This window comes from Nonomuraea sp. NPDC050153, assembly GCF_044460125.1.
Lineage (GTDB): Bacteria > Actinomycetota > Actinomycetes > Streptosporangiales > Streptosporangiaceae > Nonomuraea.
In genome coordinates this window covers 36151-53191 of record NZ_JBITJQ010000033.1, presented here as the reverse complement: position 1 = coordinate 53191, position 17041 = coordinate 36151, and the positions used below count along the sequence as shown (strand labels likewise).

General features: G+C 69.3%; 15 protein-coding genes. 6 read left to right on the top strand and 9 right to left on the bottom strand.

The genetic code is table 11. The annotated features are described in order from the left end of the window. The first annotated feature begins 130 nt into the window (after window positions 1–130). Together ACIBQ1_RS48655 and ACIBQ1_RS48650 are read left to right on the top strand one after the other, a co-directional pair. Window positions 131–796 (top strand): DUF4097 family beta strand repeat-containing protein, encoded by a 666-nt coding sequence (locus ACIBQ1_RS48655; protein WP_397288668.1) that lies wholly within the window; start codon window positions 131–133, stop codon window positions 794–796. A gap of 201 nt (window positions 797–997) precedes the next feature. Then, complete coding sequence (locus tag ACIBQ1_RS48650) at window positions 998–1303, top strand: hypothetical protein (protein WP_397288491.1); 306 nt, start codon at window positions 998–1000, stop codon at window positions 1301–1303. A 218-nt stretch (window positions 1304–1521) separates the two neighbouring features. On the opposite strand, the gene ACIBQ1_RS48645 is transcribed toward ACIBQ1_RS48650, so the two are convergent. Further along, window positions 1522–2271, bottom strand: a complete 750-nt coding sequence (locus tag ACIBQ1_RS48645) for a hypothetical protein (protein ID WP_397288489.1) — start codon at window positions 2269–2271, stop codon at window positions 1522–1524. 312 nt (window positions 2272–2583) lie between these two features. Next, complete coding sequence (locus ACIBQ1_RS48640; RefSeq protein ID WP_397288487.1) at window positions 2584–5418, bottom strand: SpoIIE family protein phosphatase; 2835 nt, start codon at window positions 5416–5418, stop codon at window positions 2584–2586. A 154-nt stretch (window positions 5419–5572) separates the two neighbouring features. Here ACIBQ1_RS48640 and ACIBQ1_RS48635 point away from each other — a divergent pair, with 154 nt between their 5' ends. After that, complete coding sequence (locus tag ACIBQ1_RS48635) at window positions 5573–5716, top strand: hypothetical protein (protein ID WP_397288485.1); 144 nt, start codon at window positions 5573–5575, stop codon at window positions 5714–5716. Here ACIBQ1_RS48635 and ACIBQ1_RS48630 read toward each other — a convergent pair. Next, entirely contained in the window at window positions 5703–6011 is a 309-nt protein-coding gene (locus tag ACIBQ1_RS48630) for an alpha/beta hydrolase fold domain-containing protein (protein WP_397288483.1), read from the bottom strand. The two genes, ACIBQ1_RS48635 and ACIBQ1_RS48630, sit on opposite strands and share 14 nt — an antisense overlap. A gap of 333 nt (window positions 6012–6344) precedes the next feature. Between ACIBQ1_RS48630 and ACIBQ1_RS48625 the strand changes: the two genes are divergently transcribed. Continuing rightward, window positions 6345–6914: an RICIN domain-containing protein gene (locus ACIBQ1_RS48625; protein ID WP_397288481.1), complete on the top strand. Its 570-nt coding sequence runs from the start codon at window positions 6345–6347 to the stop codon at window positions 6912–6914. A 36-nt stretch (window positions 6915–6950) separates the two neighbouring features. Here ACIBQ1_RS48625 and ACIBQ1_RS48620 read toward each other — a convergent pair whose 3' ends face one another. From ACIBQ1_RS48620 to ACIBQ1_RS48600, 5 genes are all read right to left on the bottom strand, one after another. Next, on the bottom strand, window positions 6951–7676 hold the full coding sequence (locus tag ACIBQ1_RS48620) for a haloacid dehalogenase type II (protein ID WP_397288479.1): 726 nt from the start codon (window positions 7674–7676) through the stop codon (window positions 6951–6953). A 63-nt stretch (window positions 7677–7739) separates the two neighbouring features. Continuing rightward, window positions 7740–9170: an aldehyde dehydrogenase gene (locus tag ACIBQ1_RS48615; RefSeq protein WP_397288477.1), complete on the bottom strand. Its 1431-nt coding sequence runs from the start codon at window positions 9168–9170 to the stop codon at window positions 7740–7742. 27 nt (window positions 9171–9197) lie between these two features. Next, complete coding sequence (locus tag ACIBQ1_RS48610; protein ID WP_397288475.1) at window positions 9198–10658, bottom strand: peptide MFS transporter; 1461 nt, start codon at window positions 10656–10658, stop codon at window positions 9198–9200. A gap of 31 nt (window positions 10659–10689) precedes the next feature. Then, window positions 10690–11736: a threonine aldolase family protein gene (locus ACIBQ1_RS48605; RefSeq protein ID WP_397288473.1), complete on the bottom strand. Its 1047-nt coding sequence runs from the start codon at window positions 11734–11736 to the stop codon at window positions 10690–10692. After that, on the bottom strand, window positions 11733–12995 hold the full coding sequence (locus ACIBQ1_RS48600) for an amidohydrolase (protein ID WP_397288471.1): 1263 nt from the start codon (window positions 12993–12995) through the stop codon (window positions 11733–11735). Before ACIBQ1_RS48600 ends, ACIBQ1_RS48605 begins: the two co-directional genes overlap by 4 nt. Before the next feature lie 239 nt (window positions 12996–13234). Between ACIBQ1_RS48600 and ACIBQ1_RS48595 the strand changes: the two genes are divergently transcribed. Then, window positions 13235–14800, top strand: coding sequence for a GMC family oxidoreductase (locus ACIBQ1_RS48595; RefSeq protein WP_397288469.1), 1566 nt, complete (start codon window positions 13235–13237; stop codon window positions 14798–14800). A gap of 30 nt (window positions 14801–14830) precedes the next feature. Further along, window positions 14831–16255 (top strand): aldehyde dehydrogenase family protein, encoded by a 1425-nt coding sequence (locus ACIBQ1_RS48590; RefSeq protein WP_397288467.1) that lies wholly within the window; start codon window positions 14831–14833, stop codon window positions 16253–16255. Here ACIBQ1_RS48590 and ACIBQ1_RS48585 read toward each other — a convergent pair. Beyond that, window positions 16248–17030, bottom strand: coding sequence for a helix-turn-helix domain-containing protein (locus ACIBQ1_RS48585; protein ID WP_397288465.1), 783 nt, complete (start codon window positions 17028–17030; stop codon window positions 16248–16250). The genes ACIBQ1_RS48590 and ACIBQ1_RS48585 overlap by 8 nt on opposite strands. Between the last annotated feature and the right edge of the window lie 11 nt (window positions 17031–17041).

Genomic DNA, 17041 nt, shown 5'->3' with positions numbered 1-17041 from the left:
CAACGGCGCGATATCAGAGCGGGCGGCGACAGTAGACGCCATGAACGGTTCAGCGATCGCGGCCTCGGGGCTGCGAACTGGACCACACCGAACTCGCAAGATCGAAACAATGCAGCACAAGGAGAACATGATGCAGAAGTTCGACACCCCCGCCCCGATCTCCGCCGTCCTGGACATCCCCGCGGGCCGCGTCCAGTTCATCGCCGCCGACCGGGCCGACACCGCGGTCGAGGTCCGGCCCGCGAGCGCCGCAAAGAGCCGCGACGTGAAGGCGGCCGAGCAGACCACGGTCGAATACGCCGACGGCGTCCTGCGGATCGAGACCGCCGCGGCGAAGAACCAGTACTTCGGCCCCACCGGATCCATCGAGGTGACGGTCAAGCTGCCCGCTGGCTCCCGCGTCCAGGCCAAGGCGGCCAGCGCCGAGCTCCGGACCGTCGGCCGCCTCGGCGAGGTCGCCTTCGACGGCGCGTACGGCCAGATCAAGATCGACGAGGCCGCGAGCGTCCACCTCACCGCGACCGACGGCGACGTCGAGGTCGGCCGCCTGGACGGCCCCGCGCAGATCAGCACCTCACGGGGCGACATCCGGATCGCCGAGGCCACCGGCGGCAAGGTCGTGCTCCGCACCCAGTCCGGCGACATCTCGATCGCCGCCGCCGTCGGAGTCTCGGCCGCCCTGGACGCCGGCACAAGCCACGGCCGCATCACCAACGCCCTCAAGAACGACGGCACCACCGAACTCGACATCCACGCCACCACCGCCAACGGCGACATCACCGCCCGCAGCCTGTGAAGGGGACGGGCCACGCGAGCTCATCCCCGCCCTTCGTGCGGCGCTCACTGATGGCCAGGGTTGGACGGCCGCCGCAGGATCCGGTGCAGCGGGCACATCGGATCCTCGATGCCGCCGCGGAGCCGGTCCTCTGGTGGGGCTACGACAGGACGACCATCGACCACGTGGCCAAACGCGCTGAAACGCAGCACGATCGCCGGAATGATCAGCCAGACCCGCCCCGTCCGGCCAGAGCAGGAGCGCGTCGAGGTTTTCGTCGACACCTGCCTGCGCATCGCCAGGCAATCCGGCCGGAACCTGCCCGCCGAGCTGTGCGAGCCCCAGGCCTGGGACGCGGCCTACTGGGAGCTGCTGGTGCAACTGGCCGAACTTCGCAGCGACAGGCGGCTGGCCGGCGATGCGGCCAAGCGGCTGCGTTCCATGCCGGGACCACCGGCGGGGCCCGGCGGTGAACCGGCCACAGCATGGAGCAGCAGATCCCGCACGGCCACGACTCAGCGGCCCTGACCTCCCGACGCCCGGCAGCCGGGGCGACGTTGCCGCCCGCCCCCTCGGCGCAGCCGACGCCGGCCTCCGCATCCGACCAGCCGACAAAAACGATCTTGAACGTCAGGAGAATGATCAGCAGGGCTCTGAAGATGTGGCGCCCGGGTCCTGGTGGCGGATGCCGTGCTCGACGAGATCGCCGGCCGTGCCCGGCGTCCGGCCCCCTGAACGCGGCGTTGTCACAGGCTCTGGGCCCAACGCCGAAGCTCGGCAGCCGCCTCATCGCGGGTGAGGGAGCCGCGTTCCAGGTGAACCTCCTGCAGATGCCGAATCGCGGCCCCCACCGTCGAGGAGGGCGGGATGCCAAGCACCTCCATCACCGCCCTGCCGTCGAGCACGACAGGGACATCGTCACGCCTGACGTACTTGTCGCGTTCGGCGGCGGCGCGGGCATCGGCCTCCTCCTTCGCACGGCGCGCCGCCTCCCACGCGTCGTAGTCGGCGGCGTCCAGCGCACGAAGGCCCGCCCGGCGCCACCCCTCCATGTCGCGCTCCTGCCCGAAGCCGATCGTGTCGAAGAGATCCAACGCACCCGTTCCGATCGCTCCAAGGCGTGCGAGCACGGCGTTGATCGGCCAGTTCTCGCGTGGTCCCGCAGGAAGCCAGGCATGCTCAGGACCCCAGGTTTGCCTGCCGTCCTCCCACAGGGCGGTGGTCTGGCTGCCGTCACCACCGAAGAAGTCAGCCTCCACGTAAGCGAGACGTCCGCCGCGTGACCAATCCTCCAGCCTTTCGGCGAACGCCGGCGACATGAGTACGAACGGCCCGTCCCCGTGCCGCGCGTCGGTCAGCTCGTCGAAAACGTCGTCGGTCACCGGCAACAGCCCCAACCGCTGCCGAAGCGGCACCACCACAGCCGACGGCACGTCATCGGACAGGAGCCGGAGGCGGTCGAAGTCACCCACAACACCACGGAGCACGTACGACATGGCCCGCTATCGTAGATCACCCGCAGACCTCGCCCCGCACACCGTTACGCCGGTTCCTGGATCGAGAGCCATCCACGCAGGCGGTCCCCTCTGAGGCTCGCTCCTTACTGCGCGGCACCCGCAAGGGGACCCGGAAGAGTTCTCCCTGGTGGCAGGCGGTCCACGGGCTGGTGTGGTTTCGCAACGGCGGTGACATCGCCAAAGCGGCCTCGTTCTCACCCACTTCGAGCACGGACTGATCACATGAAAGTCGCTGGGATTACCTCAGTGAGCGGTCGGCGGGTCGACGGCGGTGGTACCCGATTGCGAGGTTCACGCGGCCGGGGATAGCAGTGGCTGCTCGGCCCAGATGACCTTGCCCGTGGTGGTGTGACGGGTGCCCCAACGGTTGGCGAGTTGTGCGACCAGGAACAGGCCTCGTCCGCCCTCGTCGGTGCTGGCGGCCTGGCGCAACCGGGGCGAGGTGCCGCTGCAGTCGGAAACTTCGCAGATCAGGCTGCGGTCGCGGAGCAGCCGTACCGTGATGGGGTCTTGACCGTATCGGATGGCGTTGGTCATCAGCTCGCTGAGCATCAACTCGGTGGTGAACTGCAGCTCTTCCAGTCCCCACGCGGCCAGTCGCTCGGTGACTTCCCCGCGCAGGCGGGAAACGGCCGCGGGCTCGCTGGGCAGATCCCAGGTGGCGACCTGGTCGGGGGGCAGCGCTCGGGTACGGGCCACCAGCAGGGCCACGTCGTCGCTCGGCTGCGGGGGCAGCAGCTCGGACAGCAGCGCCTCACAGGTGTGCTCAGGCGCACGTCCCGGATGCTGAGCCAGCGTACGGTGCAACGACTCCAGCCCCACATCGATGTCGCGGCGGCGGTCCTCGATGAGTCCGTCGGTGTACAGGACCAGCAGGCTTCCCTCAGGCACCTGAATGTCGGCCGTCTCGAACGGAAGACCACCCACGCCGAGGGGCGGCCCAGCTGGTACCTCGGGGAACTCCACCGTACCGTCGGGCAGGAGCAGGGCAGGCGCCAGGTGGCCCGCTCGAGCCATCGTGCAACACCGGGAGACGGGATCGTAGATCGTGTACAGGCAGGTGGCTCCCAGGATCCCAGCCCTGTCGCCTTGCTGATCGTCCCTCTCCTCGTCGAGATCCAGCCGTGCGACCAGATTGTCCAGGTGGGCGAGAATCTCGTTGACGGGCAGGTCAAGGTCGGAGAAGTTGTGAACGGCCGTGCGCAGGCAGCCCATCGTGGCGGAAGCGTGCAGACCGTGTCCGACGACATCGCCCACGACCAACGCCACACGCATGCCCGAGAGGGGTATGACGTCGAACCAGTCCCCGCCCACCTCTCCCTGCGCCGGCAGGTAACGGTGGGCAATCTCGACGGCGTTCTGCTCAGGCAAGCCCCTGGGCAGAAGACTCCGCTGCAGGGCCAGGGACATCGTGCGCTCACGGGTGTAACGGCGCGCGTTGTCGACGCACACCGCCGCACGGCTGACCAGTTCCTCGGCCAGCGACAGGTCGTCTTCCTCGAAGGCCCCCGACTGCTGGGAACGGTAGAAGCTCACCACGCCCAGGGTGACGCCCCGGGCCCGCATCGGCACGGTGATGAGCGAGTGTATGCCGTGTTCGCGAATCCTCTGGGTGCGCACCGGATCCTGGGCCATCCATCCGAACGCGGTGTCCAGTGTGGGTTCGAGGACCGGCTCCTCGCTGGCCAGGCTGTGCGCCTGGGGCGTGGACGGGGCCGGGTGGATGAGCGCGCCGACCGGATGCAGGTGGGACCCCTCGCGGATGGCCCTGAGCGCGATCCGGCGCGTCCCGAGGCTCATGGTGGTGGGCTCGTCTCCCCTCAGCACACAGTCCGGCACGTCGACCGCGACGTAGTCGGCGAACCTGGGGACTGCGACCTGCGTCAGTTCCTCGGCAGTCCGGGTCACCTCCAGAGTGGTGCCGAGGCGGACACTGGCGTCACACAACAGCCCTAGGCGTTCACGCGCCCGCAGCGCGACTTGTCCAACACCTGGTTCGCCCACGGCGAGCAGCCAGCCATCGGTGATCCGGGACGGTACGGCCGCCGGGGCGAGCGGAACGGATGGAACGAGTGCATGAGACGAGGGGGTGGACGCTGACGTCCCGACCTCGGCGGGTGACCATGCCCGCCAACCGGCCCTCGTATCGGAAAAGACAGGAGGTGCCGGGCCGGTTGCGCTCGCCGCTCTCCAAAGGGCGTCGCCGGGCAGGACAGCCTCAACCGCGATGCCGCTCTCTCCGGTGGGACTCTCTATCGGACGGCTGAGCAGGGTGGCGGTACGGCCGCCCGACAGCCGCACCACCACGACGTCCATACGCCCGGCGGAGATGAGTTCTGCGGCCTTTTCCCGAAGGACAAGTTGGTCGTGCGGAGTAAGCAGGTGGATGTCCGAAACGTTCACACCGATCGGCTGGTCCGTGTCCACGGGTACGATGGCCGCACTCGTCCTGTGGGCCCTGCGCCGGACCTCGAGGTAGGTCTGTAGCAGAGCTCGCTCTCGTTGGGAGATCTGCGCGAGTAGCCGTTGCTCGATTTTGGTGGCCGCGTCGTGAACCAGAGCGAGCATCGACGGGTCGGAGTCCTCGTGCAGGCACGTCAGATCCAGCGCGCCCTGGACGCGGCCACTGATCGGGTCGCGGATGGGGGCGGCCGCACAGGCGAACATCCGCATGACGTCGGCGTAGTGTTCGCGTCCGCAGATGAACGCGGGGCGTCGTTCGGCCAGTGCCGTACCCATGCCGTTGGTGCCGGTGATCTGCTCGGCGAACGCGAACCCCGGGGCGAGTTGCAGGGTGTCGAGCCATCTGTTGAGCGAGGGGTCGGCGAGCCCGCGCTGCAGGATCCTGGCCTGCTCGTCGCACAGGACCACTGACACATCCATGCCCGTGAGCCGGGATTCGAGCTCGGTCAGCACGGGCAGGGCGGCGTGGGCGAGACTGCCGTTCAGATCCAGATCCTGGTGGTACAGGATGGGGACGTTGTCAGCGGCGATGCCCAGAGACTGACATCGTCGCCATGAGGCTAGCACCGGCTTTCGGACACCCGTTTCGATGGGTTCGCCTGCGAGGAAACGATCAAAAGCCGCCGTGAGCACGCTTATGCCATCCTGATCGGCAGCGACCATAGGCTACTTCTTCCTTCTCAGCCTAGTTAACGCGCTTGTTACAAGCTTCGCTTCAACTGGACGGAAATCCCCTCAAAATCATGCAAAAACCCCTCCATTTGTTGACGGCTCTCGGGCTCGACGCAGGTAACGCGACCGGAGAAGTCCAGCGACGGTGAGCGTGGACCTCGAACACGAGCCCATTCATGACCTCGCCCGCCGGGTCATCCGGTTGGCCGAGGACACCGCTCGGACCGCCGCCGTGCTCAAGGAGCTCGACCGCCTGACGGATCGGAGCGAGGGGCTCAGCCCTCGGTGAGCGCCCGGCGGAGCGTGCCGACGGCCAGTTCGATCACCGAGGCCGCCGCCTGCGTCTTTCGCAGCGCGTCGAGCATGACGAAATCGTGGATGATCCCCTGGTACCGCACGGCCGTCACCGGCACGCCCGCCGCGCGCAGCTTGTTCGCGTACCGCTCCGCCTGGTCGGTGGTGTACCGGTCCCAGAACCACTGCATGCCGTCGCGGCGCAGGAAGTAGCCCTCGGCGAACTGGTGGTAGGAGCCGGTGTCGAACGACGCGTCCGTCACCGGGTAGAACAGCACCTGCCGCGCCACTTGGCCATCAGGGTCAGGGCGCCGCTCATGTTGCCGCCGACCGAGTCGCCGGCCACCGCGATCCGGGTCGTCTCCAGGCCCGTGGACGCGCGCGCCCTGCTCGACGGAACACGGCCTGCTCCACCGCGGCGGCCCGGCTCCGCTCGGCTTCCAGCGCCCGCGCCGCACTCTTGCTGACGTCGGCCCGCTCCTCCGCCGGCGGCCACCGCCGCCGAGGAGAGCCGTGGCCTGGCCCTGGCGTGGCTCGCCAAGAACCCCGGCTCCCGGAACGAGTCCGGAAATGAGTAGGCCCTACTCATGAGGAATCCGCTCGTCACAACGACTCTTGATCACATGAAAGCAAGTGCCACCATGTTCTCCGCAACGTCCTTCGCAACAGCCCGCCGTGCCCTTACCGTGGCCTTGACCGCGGCCACCGGCCTCGCCTTCACCGGAACCGGAGTCGCCCACGCCGAAACCACCTACTACGAGGTCGTCGCCGATCACAGCAGCAGATGCCTGGACGTTCAGGACGCCAGCCGCGCCCACGGCGCCCACGTGCTGCAGGCGTACTGCGTGAATGGATACAACCAGCAGTGGTCTCTCGCGCCGACCGGCAAGGGCTACTTCAAGCTCATCGCCCGGCACAGTAGCAAGTGCCTGGACGTTCAGGACGCCAGCCGCTTCCATGGTGCCAACGTCCTGCAGGCGGACTGCTGGTTGCCCGGATACAACCAGCAGTGGAAGATGCGGACGGTGTCCGGACCGAAATGGCGCGGCACCGGCACCCCCTTCGAGTTGATCGCCCGGCACAGTGACAAGTGCCTGGAAGTTCAGGGCGCGAGCCGCGCCCACGGTGCCAACGTCCGGCAGGCGAACTGCCGGGGCACCTCCAACCAGACCTGGCGTCTCCGGACCCCGTGAGTATCGGTCGCCTGGACGCCTCCGTCAGATCGTCCTTCAGCAGCCGAGCTTGTCGGCGAGTTCGTCGAAGCCGGCGGCGGCGAGGTCGCTGGTGGTGTCGATGGCGCGGTCGGCGGGGCGGCCGGGTCCTTTCTCCAGCGGCCTTTCCACGAACGCGGTGCGCAGCCCGGCCTGGCGGGCTCCGTCGAGGTCCCAGGTGTGGGCGGCGACCATGAGGATCTGGTCCGGCTCGACGTCGAGCAGGTCGGCGGCGTTCAGGTAGGGGGCCGGCGCGGGCTTGTACGTGCGGGTGAGATCGGCCGACAGGACGCAGTCGAAAGGCAGGTGTGAGCTGTTGATCAGGTTGGTCAGCAACGCGAAGCCGCCGTTGGACAGCGCCGCCACGACATACCGTCCGCGCAGCCGGGCCAGCCCGGAAGCCGCGTCGGGCCAAGCGGGCAGCCGGTGCCAGGCGCGGACCATGCGCCGGCGGGCGGCCTCGTCGAACACGCCCGCGATGCCGCGGGTTTCCAGCAGGTCATCCAAGGATTCCCGGTGCAGCGTGTCGAGGTGAGCCCAGCCGCGTTCGCCGTCATTGACGCAACGGATGGACGGGAGGTATCGGTCGCGCCAGTCGTCGGCGAACTCACCTCCGTCAATGGTGACGCCCTGCTCGGCGGCGATCTGGGATACCTGGTCGGCGACGCCGGTACGCCAGTCGAAGGTGGTGCCGAAGATGTCGCAGGCGATCACGCGGATGCCGGCGGGAGTGAACTCGGTCATGGACGGACGATCCTTTGCGATGAGTTTCGTAAGTGTCAGTGGTCGTGCCCCTGAGGGCCGGCCTCAGCAGTAGATGGACTTGAGCTGCTGGTAGGCGGCCAACCCCTCGGGGCCGAGTTCGCGGCCGATGCCGCTGGCCTTGACGCCGCCGAAGGGCGCTGCCGGGTCGGGGAGATAGCGGTTGACCCCGATCGTTCCTGTCTCGATTCTTCGGGCCAGGCTCAGCGCGCGTTGCGGGTCGGCGGACCAGACCGTGCCGCCCAGGCCGAAATCCGAGTCGTTGGCGATGCGGACGGCCTCGTCCTCGTCGCGGTAGGGAATCACGGCCAGGACCGGGCCGAAGATCTCCTCTCGGCAGATGGTGGCGTCGTTGTCCACGTCGGCGAACACGGTGGGTTCGACGAACCAGCCCTGGTCGCGGCCCGCCGGCCGGCGTCCGCCTGTGGTGACGCGGCCGCCTTCCGCGCGACCCTTGGCGATGTAGCCCTCCACACGCTCGCGGTGCCGGGCGCTGACCATCGGCCCGATCTGGGCGTCTGGGTCGAGTGAGTCGGTGACGTTCAGTGAGGCGGCGAACTCGGTGAGAGCGTCGACGACCTCGGTGTACCGGGTGCGCGGGGCGAGCACCCGGGTGCCGAGGTAACAGGTCTGCCCGTTGTTGGCCAAGGTCGCCAGGAACAGGTCTTGCCCGATCGTGGCGAGGTCCAGGTCGGCGTCGTCGAGGACGATCGCGGCCGACTTGCCGCCGAGTTCGAGGGTGACCGGGCGCAGCAGCCGGCCGCATTTCTCGGCGATGTCCCGCCCGGCCTCGGTCGAACCGGTGAACCCCACCTTGTCGACGCCCGGATGGGTCACCAGGTAGGCGCCCAGGTCTCGTCCGCCGGGCACGATGTTGAGCACGCCGGCAGGCAGTTCCGCGTCGATCGCGGCCTGGGCCAGCAGGAAGCTGTCCAGCACGGTCTCGGGCGACGGCTTGACCACCACCGTGCACCCGGCGGCCAGCGCCGGCGCGATCTTCATGAAGCCCAGGGTCTGCGGGAAGTTCCACGGCACGATCGCCGCGACGACACCGACCGGCTCCCTGCGGACCCGGACGGTCCCCCCGAGCAGCCCCGGTCTGGCCTCTTCCTGGTCGCCCGCGATCAGGTCGGCGTAGTAGCGCAGCAAGGTAGCCGGGAAGTTGGCCTCCAGTTGGGAGGCGAACGCGATCGGCATGCCGTTCTGGGCCGCGACGAGGTGGGCGAAGCCGTCTTTGCGGGCTTCGATCGCGTCGGCGAAGCGGCGCAGCGCGGCGGCGCGGTCGTGGTCACGCCAGCCGGGCCCGTCGAACGCGCGTCTCGCGGCCGTGACGGCGGCGTCGGCGTCGGCGTGCGTCGCCTCGGGAACCTCGCCGATCGTTTCCCCGGTGTTGGGAGAGACGACGGCGATTCTCGCGTCGGACGCGGGGGCGGCCCAAGCGCCGCCGAGGTACAGCGAGTCGTATCGGGTGAACACGGTTCCTCTTTCCTGCCGGCGCTGCGCTCAGCGAGCGCCGGCCAGCATTTTCTTGGTCCAGGGAATGGTCAGCGCGAACAGTGCGCCGACCGCGATCGAGGCGATGCCGGAGATCGAGAAATATCCGGCCTCACTCTCGGGGGAATAGAGCCCGGCGAGGGCTCCGGCCGCGGCCGAACCTGCCGCGGTGGACAGGAACCACAGGGCCACCATCTGGGTGCGGAACGCCTGGGGGGCGAGCTTGGTGGACAGTGACAGCTGTACGGGCGATACGAAGAGCTCGGCCAGGGTGAAGACCAGCAGGATCCCGGCGAGTGCGAGCGGCGGGTTGACCGCGCCGTGGCTCGCGGCCATCGGCGTGAAAAGCAGGAATGAGACGCCGATGCCGAGGATGCCGACCAGGAACTTCATCGGGGTCGAGGGTTCGCGCGAACCGCGTCTCGTCCACAGGGACACCAGCAGCGGCGTACAGAGAATGACGAAGAGCGGCACCGCGGAGTTGAAGAATTCCGGAGGCATGGCGAAGCCGAGGATGCGCAGATCGACGCGGGTCGCGGCGTAAATCTGCACGACGGTGAACTGTTGCTGGTAAAGCGTCCAGAACACGCAGTTGACCAGGAACATCGGGATGAGCGCGTAAACCCGCCGCCGTTCCTGCGCGGTGACCTTGCCGCTGCGTAGCATGGTCACGAAGTAGCCCACGATGAGGCCCAGCAGCACGACGGTGACGACGCTCGCCAGGTGCCGCACCGACAGCACGCCGCTCACCGCGCCTGCCACGATGAGGACCACGATCAGCGCGCCGACGCCCAAGGCCCGCAGCGCGCCGTCGCGCGGCAACGGATCGGGCACCACGCGCCCGCGGGTGTGCAGGTTCTTTCGCCCGGCCGCGTAGATGATCAGGCCGATCGCCATGCCGATCGCGGCCAGCCCGAACCCGTAGTGGAAGCCCAGTCGCGTCCGGGCCAGCCCGGTGAGGATCGGCCCGGCCAGGGCGCCGGCGTTGAGCCCCATGTAGAAGAGCATGAAACCGCGGTCACGGCGCCGGTCCTGGGCGTCGTAGAGCGATCCCACCAGCGAGGTCACGTTGCCCACCTGGCCGCCGCTGCCCAGGACCAGGAGGAACAGCCCGATCCAGACCCCCGTCATGCCGGGGACGACGGCGAGGAAGACGTGCCCGAGCAGGATCAGCACCGCGCTGCAGAGCAGCGTCCGCTCCGAGCCCAGCAGCCGGTCGGCGACCCAGCCGCCGAGGACCGTCGACAGGTACACCAGGCCGCCGTAGGCGCCGACGACGGAGGTGGCCGCCGCCATCGACAGGCCGAGCCCTCCTTCTGACACCGGGAAGAACAGGTAGTACAGCAGGACGACCTGCATGCCGTAGAAGGAGAACCGCTCCCACATCCCGACGCCGGTCAGCGTCGCCAGTCCGCGGGGCTGGCCGAGGATGGCCCTCGGCGCGTCTTGTTCGACAGGGGTTGCCGTCATGGTGATGCACTTCCTTCGGGGAGAGCCGGAGCTAGGCGGCCGCGAGGAGTTCCGCCCGGGACAGCAGGGAGTCGATGTCGGCAAGCTCCGTGTCGTACGAACAGACGAGCCGGACGAGATCGGCGGGCTCGTCCCAGACGTGGAAGCGGAACTCCTCGGCCAGGGGCGCGCGCATCGCCGGCGGCATCGTGGCGAACACGGCGTTGGCCTGCACCGGATACGCGATGCGCACGCCCGGGACCTGGGCGATCCGCTCGGCGAGATACGACGCCGCCGCGTTGGCCGCCGCCGCGTTTCGGCGCCAGAGCTCGCCGGTGAGCATCGCGGTGAACTGTGTCCCGAGGAACCGCATCTTGGACGCCAGCTGCGTTGCCTGCTTGCGCACGTATCGGTAGTCGCGGGCCGCCGCGACTCCTGCCGGGGTCGCGCCGAATACCACGGCGTCGCCGAAGATCATCCCGTTCTTCGTGCCTCCGAAGGAGACCACGTCGACACCGGCTCCGGTGCTCGCCTCCGCCAGCGAGCAGTTCAGCCAAGCCGCCGCGTTCGCCAGCCGGGCACCGTCCATGTGCACCACCCACCCGCGCGCGTGTGCCCATTCGGCCAGCGCGGCGACCTGGTCGGGTCGGTAGACGGTGCCCAGCTCGGAGGCGTTGGTGAGCGAGATCACGGCGGGCACGATCTGGTGCTCGCCACGGCCGCCCGGCCCGATCGCGGCTTCGACGGCCTCGATGGTCAGCAGGCCGTCCTTCGCCGGAACCGGGAGCACGGTGCTGCCGGTGAAGCGGACCGGCGCCCCGCACTCATCGGTGTGGAGATGCGCGTCGGATGAGCACACCACCGCCTGATGCGGCCGCAGGAGCGAGGCGAGCGCGGAGACGTTGGCGCCGGTGCCGTTGAACACCAGGAAGGCCTGGCTGCCCGGGCCGAAGGCCTCGGCGAGCAGGGCTTCGGCCTGCGCGGTCCACGCGTCGCCTCCGTAGGCGGGTGCGTGCCCGCTGTTGGCCTCGGCGATCGCGGCCAGGACCAGGGGATGCGCGCCGGCGGCGTTGTCGCTGCCGAACCCCCGCCCGGTCATGGCGTTCCACCCAGCCACTGCAGGGCTGCCGTCACCAGCGCGGTGATCCCGGTGCCCAGGGTGGGCTGGATGACGGGCGCGAACAGCGGCGAGTGGTTGGACGGGATCTGCTGTTCCAGCTCGCCAGCCGCCTGCGCCGCCGCGTACGCCTGCGGGTCGGCGCCGCCCAGGGCCCAGAACACATAGGGCGCGCCGGCGGCCTCACCGAACTCGCCGAAGTCCTCGCTGCCCATGATGGGCGCGATCTCCCGTACGGCGTCCGCGCCCAGCTGCGTGCGCAGGCCGCGCACCACCCGCTTGGTCGCCACCTCGTCGTTCACGGTCGGGGTGAACCCGAACAGCTCGGCGAACTCCGGCGGCCGGGGAGAGCCGGACGCGAGGCACTCGGCCTCGATGACACGCCGGACCGCGGACAACACCCGCGCGCTCACCTCCCGGTCGAAGGTGCGGACGCTGAGCTTGAGGTCGGCGTGGTCGCTGATGATGTTCGCCGCGGTGCCGGCGTTGATCGCGCCGACGGTCAGCACCGCCTGCTCGTTCGCGGCCACCTCGCGGGAGACGACGGTCTGCAGCCGCATCACCGCCGAGGCCGCGAGCACCACCGGGTCGACCCCGGTCTCCGGCCGCGAGCCGTGTGCGCCCCGGCCGAACAGCCGCACCTCGTAACCGTCGGAGGCGGCCAGGAACGGGCCCGCACGGTACCCGATCGTGCCCGCCAGGTTGGGGAACACGTGCTGACCCAGCACCACGTCCGGCTTCCCCGTGAGCTCGAAGAGCCGGTCGGCGATCATCCGCTTCGCCCCGCCCCGCCCTTCCTCCGCGGGCTGGAACAGGGCCACCAGCGTGCCGGACCAATGCTCTGGCGACGAAGCCATGAGACAGGCCGCGCCGAGCAGGCAGGTGATGTGCATGTCATGGCCGCAGGCGTGCATCAGCGGAACGGTCTCACCCGTCTCGCCGGTGGTCGTCGCCGTGCTCGCGTAGTCGAGGCCGGTCTTCTCCTCGACCGGGAGCGCGTCCATGTCCGCGCGCAGCATCACGGTCGGGCCGTCGCCGTTGCGCAGCATCCCGACCACGCCGGTGACGCCGACGTGCTCGGTGACGGTGAAGCCGTATTCGCGCAGGCGAGCCGCGATGATCGCGGCCGTGCGGTGCTCGGTGAACGCCAGTTCGGGGTGTCTGTGCAGGTCTCGGTATAGATCTTCTAATCCCGGCCCGATCTCGGGCAGCGTTTTCAGGACGACTGCTTCTTGGGGCATTTTGCTCCCTACGGCGGCGACTGCCGGCCGATGAGTTCGATTATCGCACAACTGTGCGGTGATGAGGAGAGCGTAGGTCCGAGATGCCCGGATCGCAATGGACGGACCAAGGAAATCTTCAATCACGCTCCGTTATCCGCACCCGTCAAATGCACCGTTGCGGACGCAGCGCCTCAGGTCGTACGGTGGAAGGCAAGACAGCGAACTTTGGTTCGTTAATCGAACACTGAAGGGAAGCCGTGAACACGACAGGGTGGGACGTGATCGTGGTAGGGGCAGGGTCTGCGGGGGCAGCGCTTGCGGCACGCCTGGCCGCCCAGGAGAAACAGGTTCTGCTCCTTGAAGCCGGCCCGGACTACCGTTCGCGGGACATGCCCGAGGTCTGGCGTTCGCCGAATCCGATGCGCGCGCTGATGGACCCGGCGGCGACGGAACGTCTCATCTGGCAAGGGCTGCAGGCGACGCGCACCGACAGGCAGGCGCCGGCGCCGTTCTGGCGAGGCCGCGGAGTCGGCGGCAGCTCGGCGGTCAACGGCCAGATCGCCATCCGGCCTCCGATGGCGGACTTCGAGGACTGGGCGCGCATGGGCTGCTCGGGCTGGTCTCCACGGGACGTGCTGCCGTACTTCGCGCGACTGGAGGACGACGAGGAGTTCGGCGACGAGCCCTACCACGGGCGGGGCGGCCCGATCCCGATCTACCGGACACCGCAGGCGGCCTGGGGCGCGGTGGACCACGCCCTGCACGAGGCGGCGCTCGCGGCCGGGTACGGCTGGGCACCCGACGTGAACGCCCCGGGCGCCACCGGAGTGTCGCCCTATCCCATCAACTCCCGCCTCGGCCGCCGGGTGACGACCAACGACGCCTACCTGGAACCGGCGCGAGACCTGGGCACGCTCACCGTCCGAGGTGACGCGCTCGTCGACAAGGTCATCATCTCCGACGGCCGGGCCGTCGGCGTGCGGGTCCTTGTGGACGGCGAACTGTCCAACGAGTACGCGGACCTCGTCGTGCTGAGCGCCGGCACGGTCCACTCGCCGGCGATCCTGCTGCGCTCGGGCGTCGGCCCGGCGGACCGGCTGCGGTCGCTGGGCGTCGACGTGGTCGTCGACCTGCCTGTCGGGCAGGGGCTGCAGGACCATCCCGTCGTCTTCATCGGCATCCCGCTCGACGAGGCTTCGGCGGTCAAGAGCCCCGATGCCCGCCACACCAACGTGTGCATCCGCTACACCAGCGACGATCCGGCGGCGCAGGAGAACGACATCCTGGTCATGGCGGGCAACCAGAACGTCCTGGCCATGGAGATCGCCGATCTGCACTTCGGCGCCGGCGCCTTCGGGCTGTGGGTCAACCAGGTCTACTCCCGCGGCTCCGTCAGCCTGGTCTCGGCCGATCCCACGGTCCAGCCGGAGGTCCACGAGCGGATGCTCTCCGATGAGCGTGACCTCGGCCGGATGCGTGCCGCGACGCGGCAGCTGATGAACCTGGTGCGCGGCAAGGAAGTCGAAGCGATCACGGCGTTCTCCCCCGACCGCCTCAACACGGCGCTGCTCGCCGTCCTCGACAATGACGCCGAACTGGACGACTACCTGCTCGCCACCGCGTTCGACGCCCAGCACGCGACGAGCACCTGCCGCATGGGCGACCCGGACGAGAAGTCCACGGTGGTCGACCCCGCCTGCCGCGTACTCGGCGTGCGCGGGCTCCGCGTCGTCGACGCCTCGATCTTCCCGACCGTTCCACGCGCCAACACCAACCTCGCGGCGATCATGGCCGGCGAGTTGATCGCCGATCTCCTGAGCTGAAACAGGGGCTGAACAGTGAGGAGAACGAGCGTGACACCGCTGCGCAACTTCATCGGCGGCAAGTGGGTCGAGTCCGCCGACCCCGCCAGGCTGGACGTGGTGAACCCGGCGACCGAAGAGGTCGTCGCCCGGTTCCCCGGCGGATCACCGCTGGACGTGAACGACGCCGTCACCGCGGCCACGGCGGCGCAACCGGCATGGCACGCCTATCCCGTCGCGGAACGCGTACGTCTGGTGAACGCGTGGGCGGACGGCGTCGCCGGGCACGCCGCCGAGCTGGCCGAACTCGAATGCCAGGAGATGGGCAGGCCGGCCGCGGCCGGACGGGTCTTCGTGGCAGGCGGCGTCGCCGCGCTCAAGGCGAGCCTGGCCGACGCCGCCACGTACTCCTTCGAGACCTCCACCGTGCACGAGGGAGGCGGAACCACGCGGATCATCCGCAATCCCGTCGGGGTCGCGGCCGTCATCACGCCATGGAACTTCCCGGTCGCCGCGGTGCTGTCCGCCGTGGGCGCCCTGCTGGCCGCGGGGAACACGATCGTCGTCAAACCGTCGGAGAAGTCACCCCTGTCGACGGCCCGCTTGTTCGAGCTGCTGCCCCTGCCGCCCGGAGTCGCGAACCTCGTCCTCGGCGACGGGCGGGCCGGGGAAGCGCTGAGCGAGCATCCCGGCGTCGGCCTGATCCACTTCACCGGCTCCGTCCCGGTCGGCCGCGCGGTCGGTGCGAAGGCCGGTCACGGGCTGCGCCGGGCGCTTTTGGAGCTCGGCGGCAAGGACCCGGTCATCGTCGACGCCGGCGTCGATCCCGTCGTCACCGCCCGAGCCGTGGCCCACGGGGCGTTCGTCAACACGGGGCAGATCTGCACCTCGATGGAACGGATCTACGTCCACCGCGACATCGCCACCCCGTTCATCGACGCGCTGGTCTCGGCCGCGCGGACCTACGCACTCGGCGACGGTCACGACGAGACGAAGATGCTGGGCCCGCTGGTCGACGCACGCCAGCGCGACCTCGTGCACGTCCATGTCACCGACGCCGTGGCGCGCGGGGCCAAGGTGCGCACCGGAGGCGCGCTTCCCGGCGGCAAGGGCTTCTACTACCCGCCCACGGTCCTGACCGAGGTGGACGACACGATGCTCGTCATGACCGAGGAGACCTTCGGCCCGGTCGCGCCGGTGCAGGTGGTCGACTCCTTCGAGGACGGCCTGCGGCTCGCCGGTCGATCACGGTTCGGACTGGCCGCGACCATCTACACGAACGATGCCGCGCACGCGAAGGCGGCCGAAACCCTCCCCGCCGGGATCATCTGGATCAACCAGTGGCAGGGCGGCGGCCCGGACCGCGTCTTCGAGCCTGCCGGCGACAGCGGCGTGGGGGCCATCGGCGGTCATGCCGCCTACGACTCCGCCACCCGCCCCTCGGCGATCCACCGGGAGCCCGGCCTTGTCACATGAGCTGGCCGTGGAGCTCCTCGGCCGCCTGTCGCAGAACCTTCAGGACGTCGCCGTGCATGACCTCCGGGGAGATCTGCTCGATCCGGCATCCGACGTGGAGCGCGGCGATCGTCCGGTCGTCCCAGCGGCGCAACGGCACGGCGATCGAGTGGGCGCCACGTTCCACGTCATCGGCCACGTAGCTGTAGCCATCGCGCAGGACGCGGTCGAGAACCTCACCGGAGGGAGCGTCCGGGATCTCCGCGAGCTTGGCCGCGCGCTCGGCCGGCGGCAGGTGCGCGAGAAGCACCTTGCCCAGCGAGGAGATCGCGGCCGGGGTGCGGTAGCCGATCCCGCTGCCGACCTGGAGCAACCGGTTCGGCACGGCACGGGCGATCATCACGGCGTCCGGGCCGTCGAGCACCGCGACGGAACAGGCCTCGCCCAACTCGCCGCAGATCCGATCGCACATCGGCTGCATGATCACACCTGCCACGTTCGAGGTGAGATAGCTGCTGGCCAGAGTCAGGACTCGCGGTGTGAGCTCGTACGCGCGCCCGTCCGCCACGAGAAAGCCGAGATGTTCGAGCGTCAGAACCGCCCGCCGCACCGTCGCCCGCGACAGGTCCAGCTCGCGTGCCAGGTCGGCCTGCGTGAGACGTCGGCGTTCGGGCCCGAACGCCGACAGCACCGCCAGGCCCCGTGCCAAAGCCTCGGAGAAGTCCGCCGCGTTAGGCGCGTTCGCGAGCTGACGTTCCTGCCGCACCGCGCGGTCCTTGTCCGCCAGACGTCCCATGCCGTCATTCC

Coding starts and splice junctions, on each gene's coding strand:
- ACIBQ1_RS48610 (WP_397288475.1), bottom strand. CDS start 10,658: ATGACGGCAACCCCTGTCGAACAAGACGCGCCGAGGGCCATCCTCGGC.
- ACIBQ1_RS48605 (WP_397288473.1), bottom strand. CDS start 11,736: ATGACCGGGCGGGGGTTCGGCAGCGACAACGCCGCCGGCGCGCATCCC.
- ACIBQ1_RS48645 (WP_397288489.1), bottom strand. CDS start 2,271: ATGTCGTACGTGCTCCGTGGTGTTGTGGGTGACTTCGACCGCCTCCGG.
- ACIBQ1_RS48655 (WP_397288668.1), top strand. CDS start 131: ATGCAGAAGTTCGACACCCCCGCCCCGATCTCCGCCGTCCTGGACATC.
- ACIBQ1_RS48640 (WP_397288487.1), bottom strand. CDS start 5,418: ATGGTCGCTGCCGATCAGGATGGCATAAGCGTGCTCACGGCGGCTTTT.
- ACIBQ1_RS48600 (WP_397288471.1), bottom strand. CDS start 12,995: ATGCCCCAAGAAGCAGTCGTCCTGAAAACGCTGCCCGAGATCGGGCCG.
- ACIBQ1_RS48625 (WP_397288481.1), top strand. CDS start 6,345: ATGAAAGCAAGTGCCACCATGTTCTCCGCAACGTCCTTCGCAACAGCC.
- ACIBQ1_RS48620 (WP_397288479.1), bottom strand. CDS start 7,676: ATGACCGAGTTCACTCCCGCCGGCATCCGCGTGATCGCCTGCGACATC.
- ACIBQ1_RS48650 (WP_397288491.1), top strand. CDS start 998: ATGATCAGCCAGACCCGCCCCGTCCGGCCAGAGCAGGAGCGCGTCGAG.
- ACIBQ1_RS48585 (WP_397288465.1), bottom strand. CDS start 17,030: ATGGGACGTCTGGCGGACAAGGACCGCGCGGTGCGGCAGGAACGTCAG.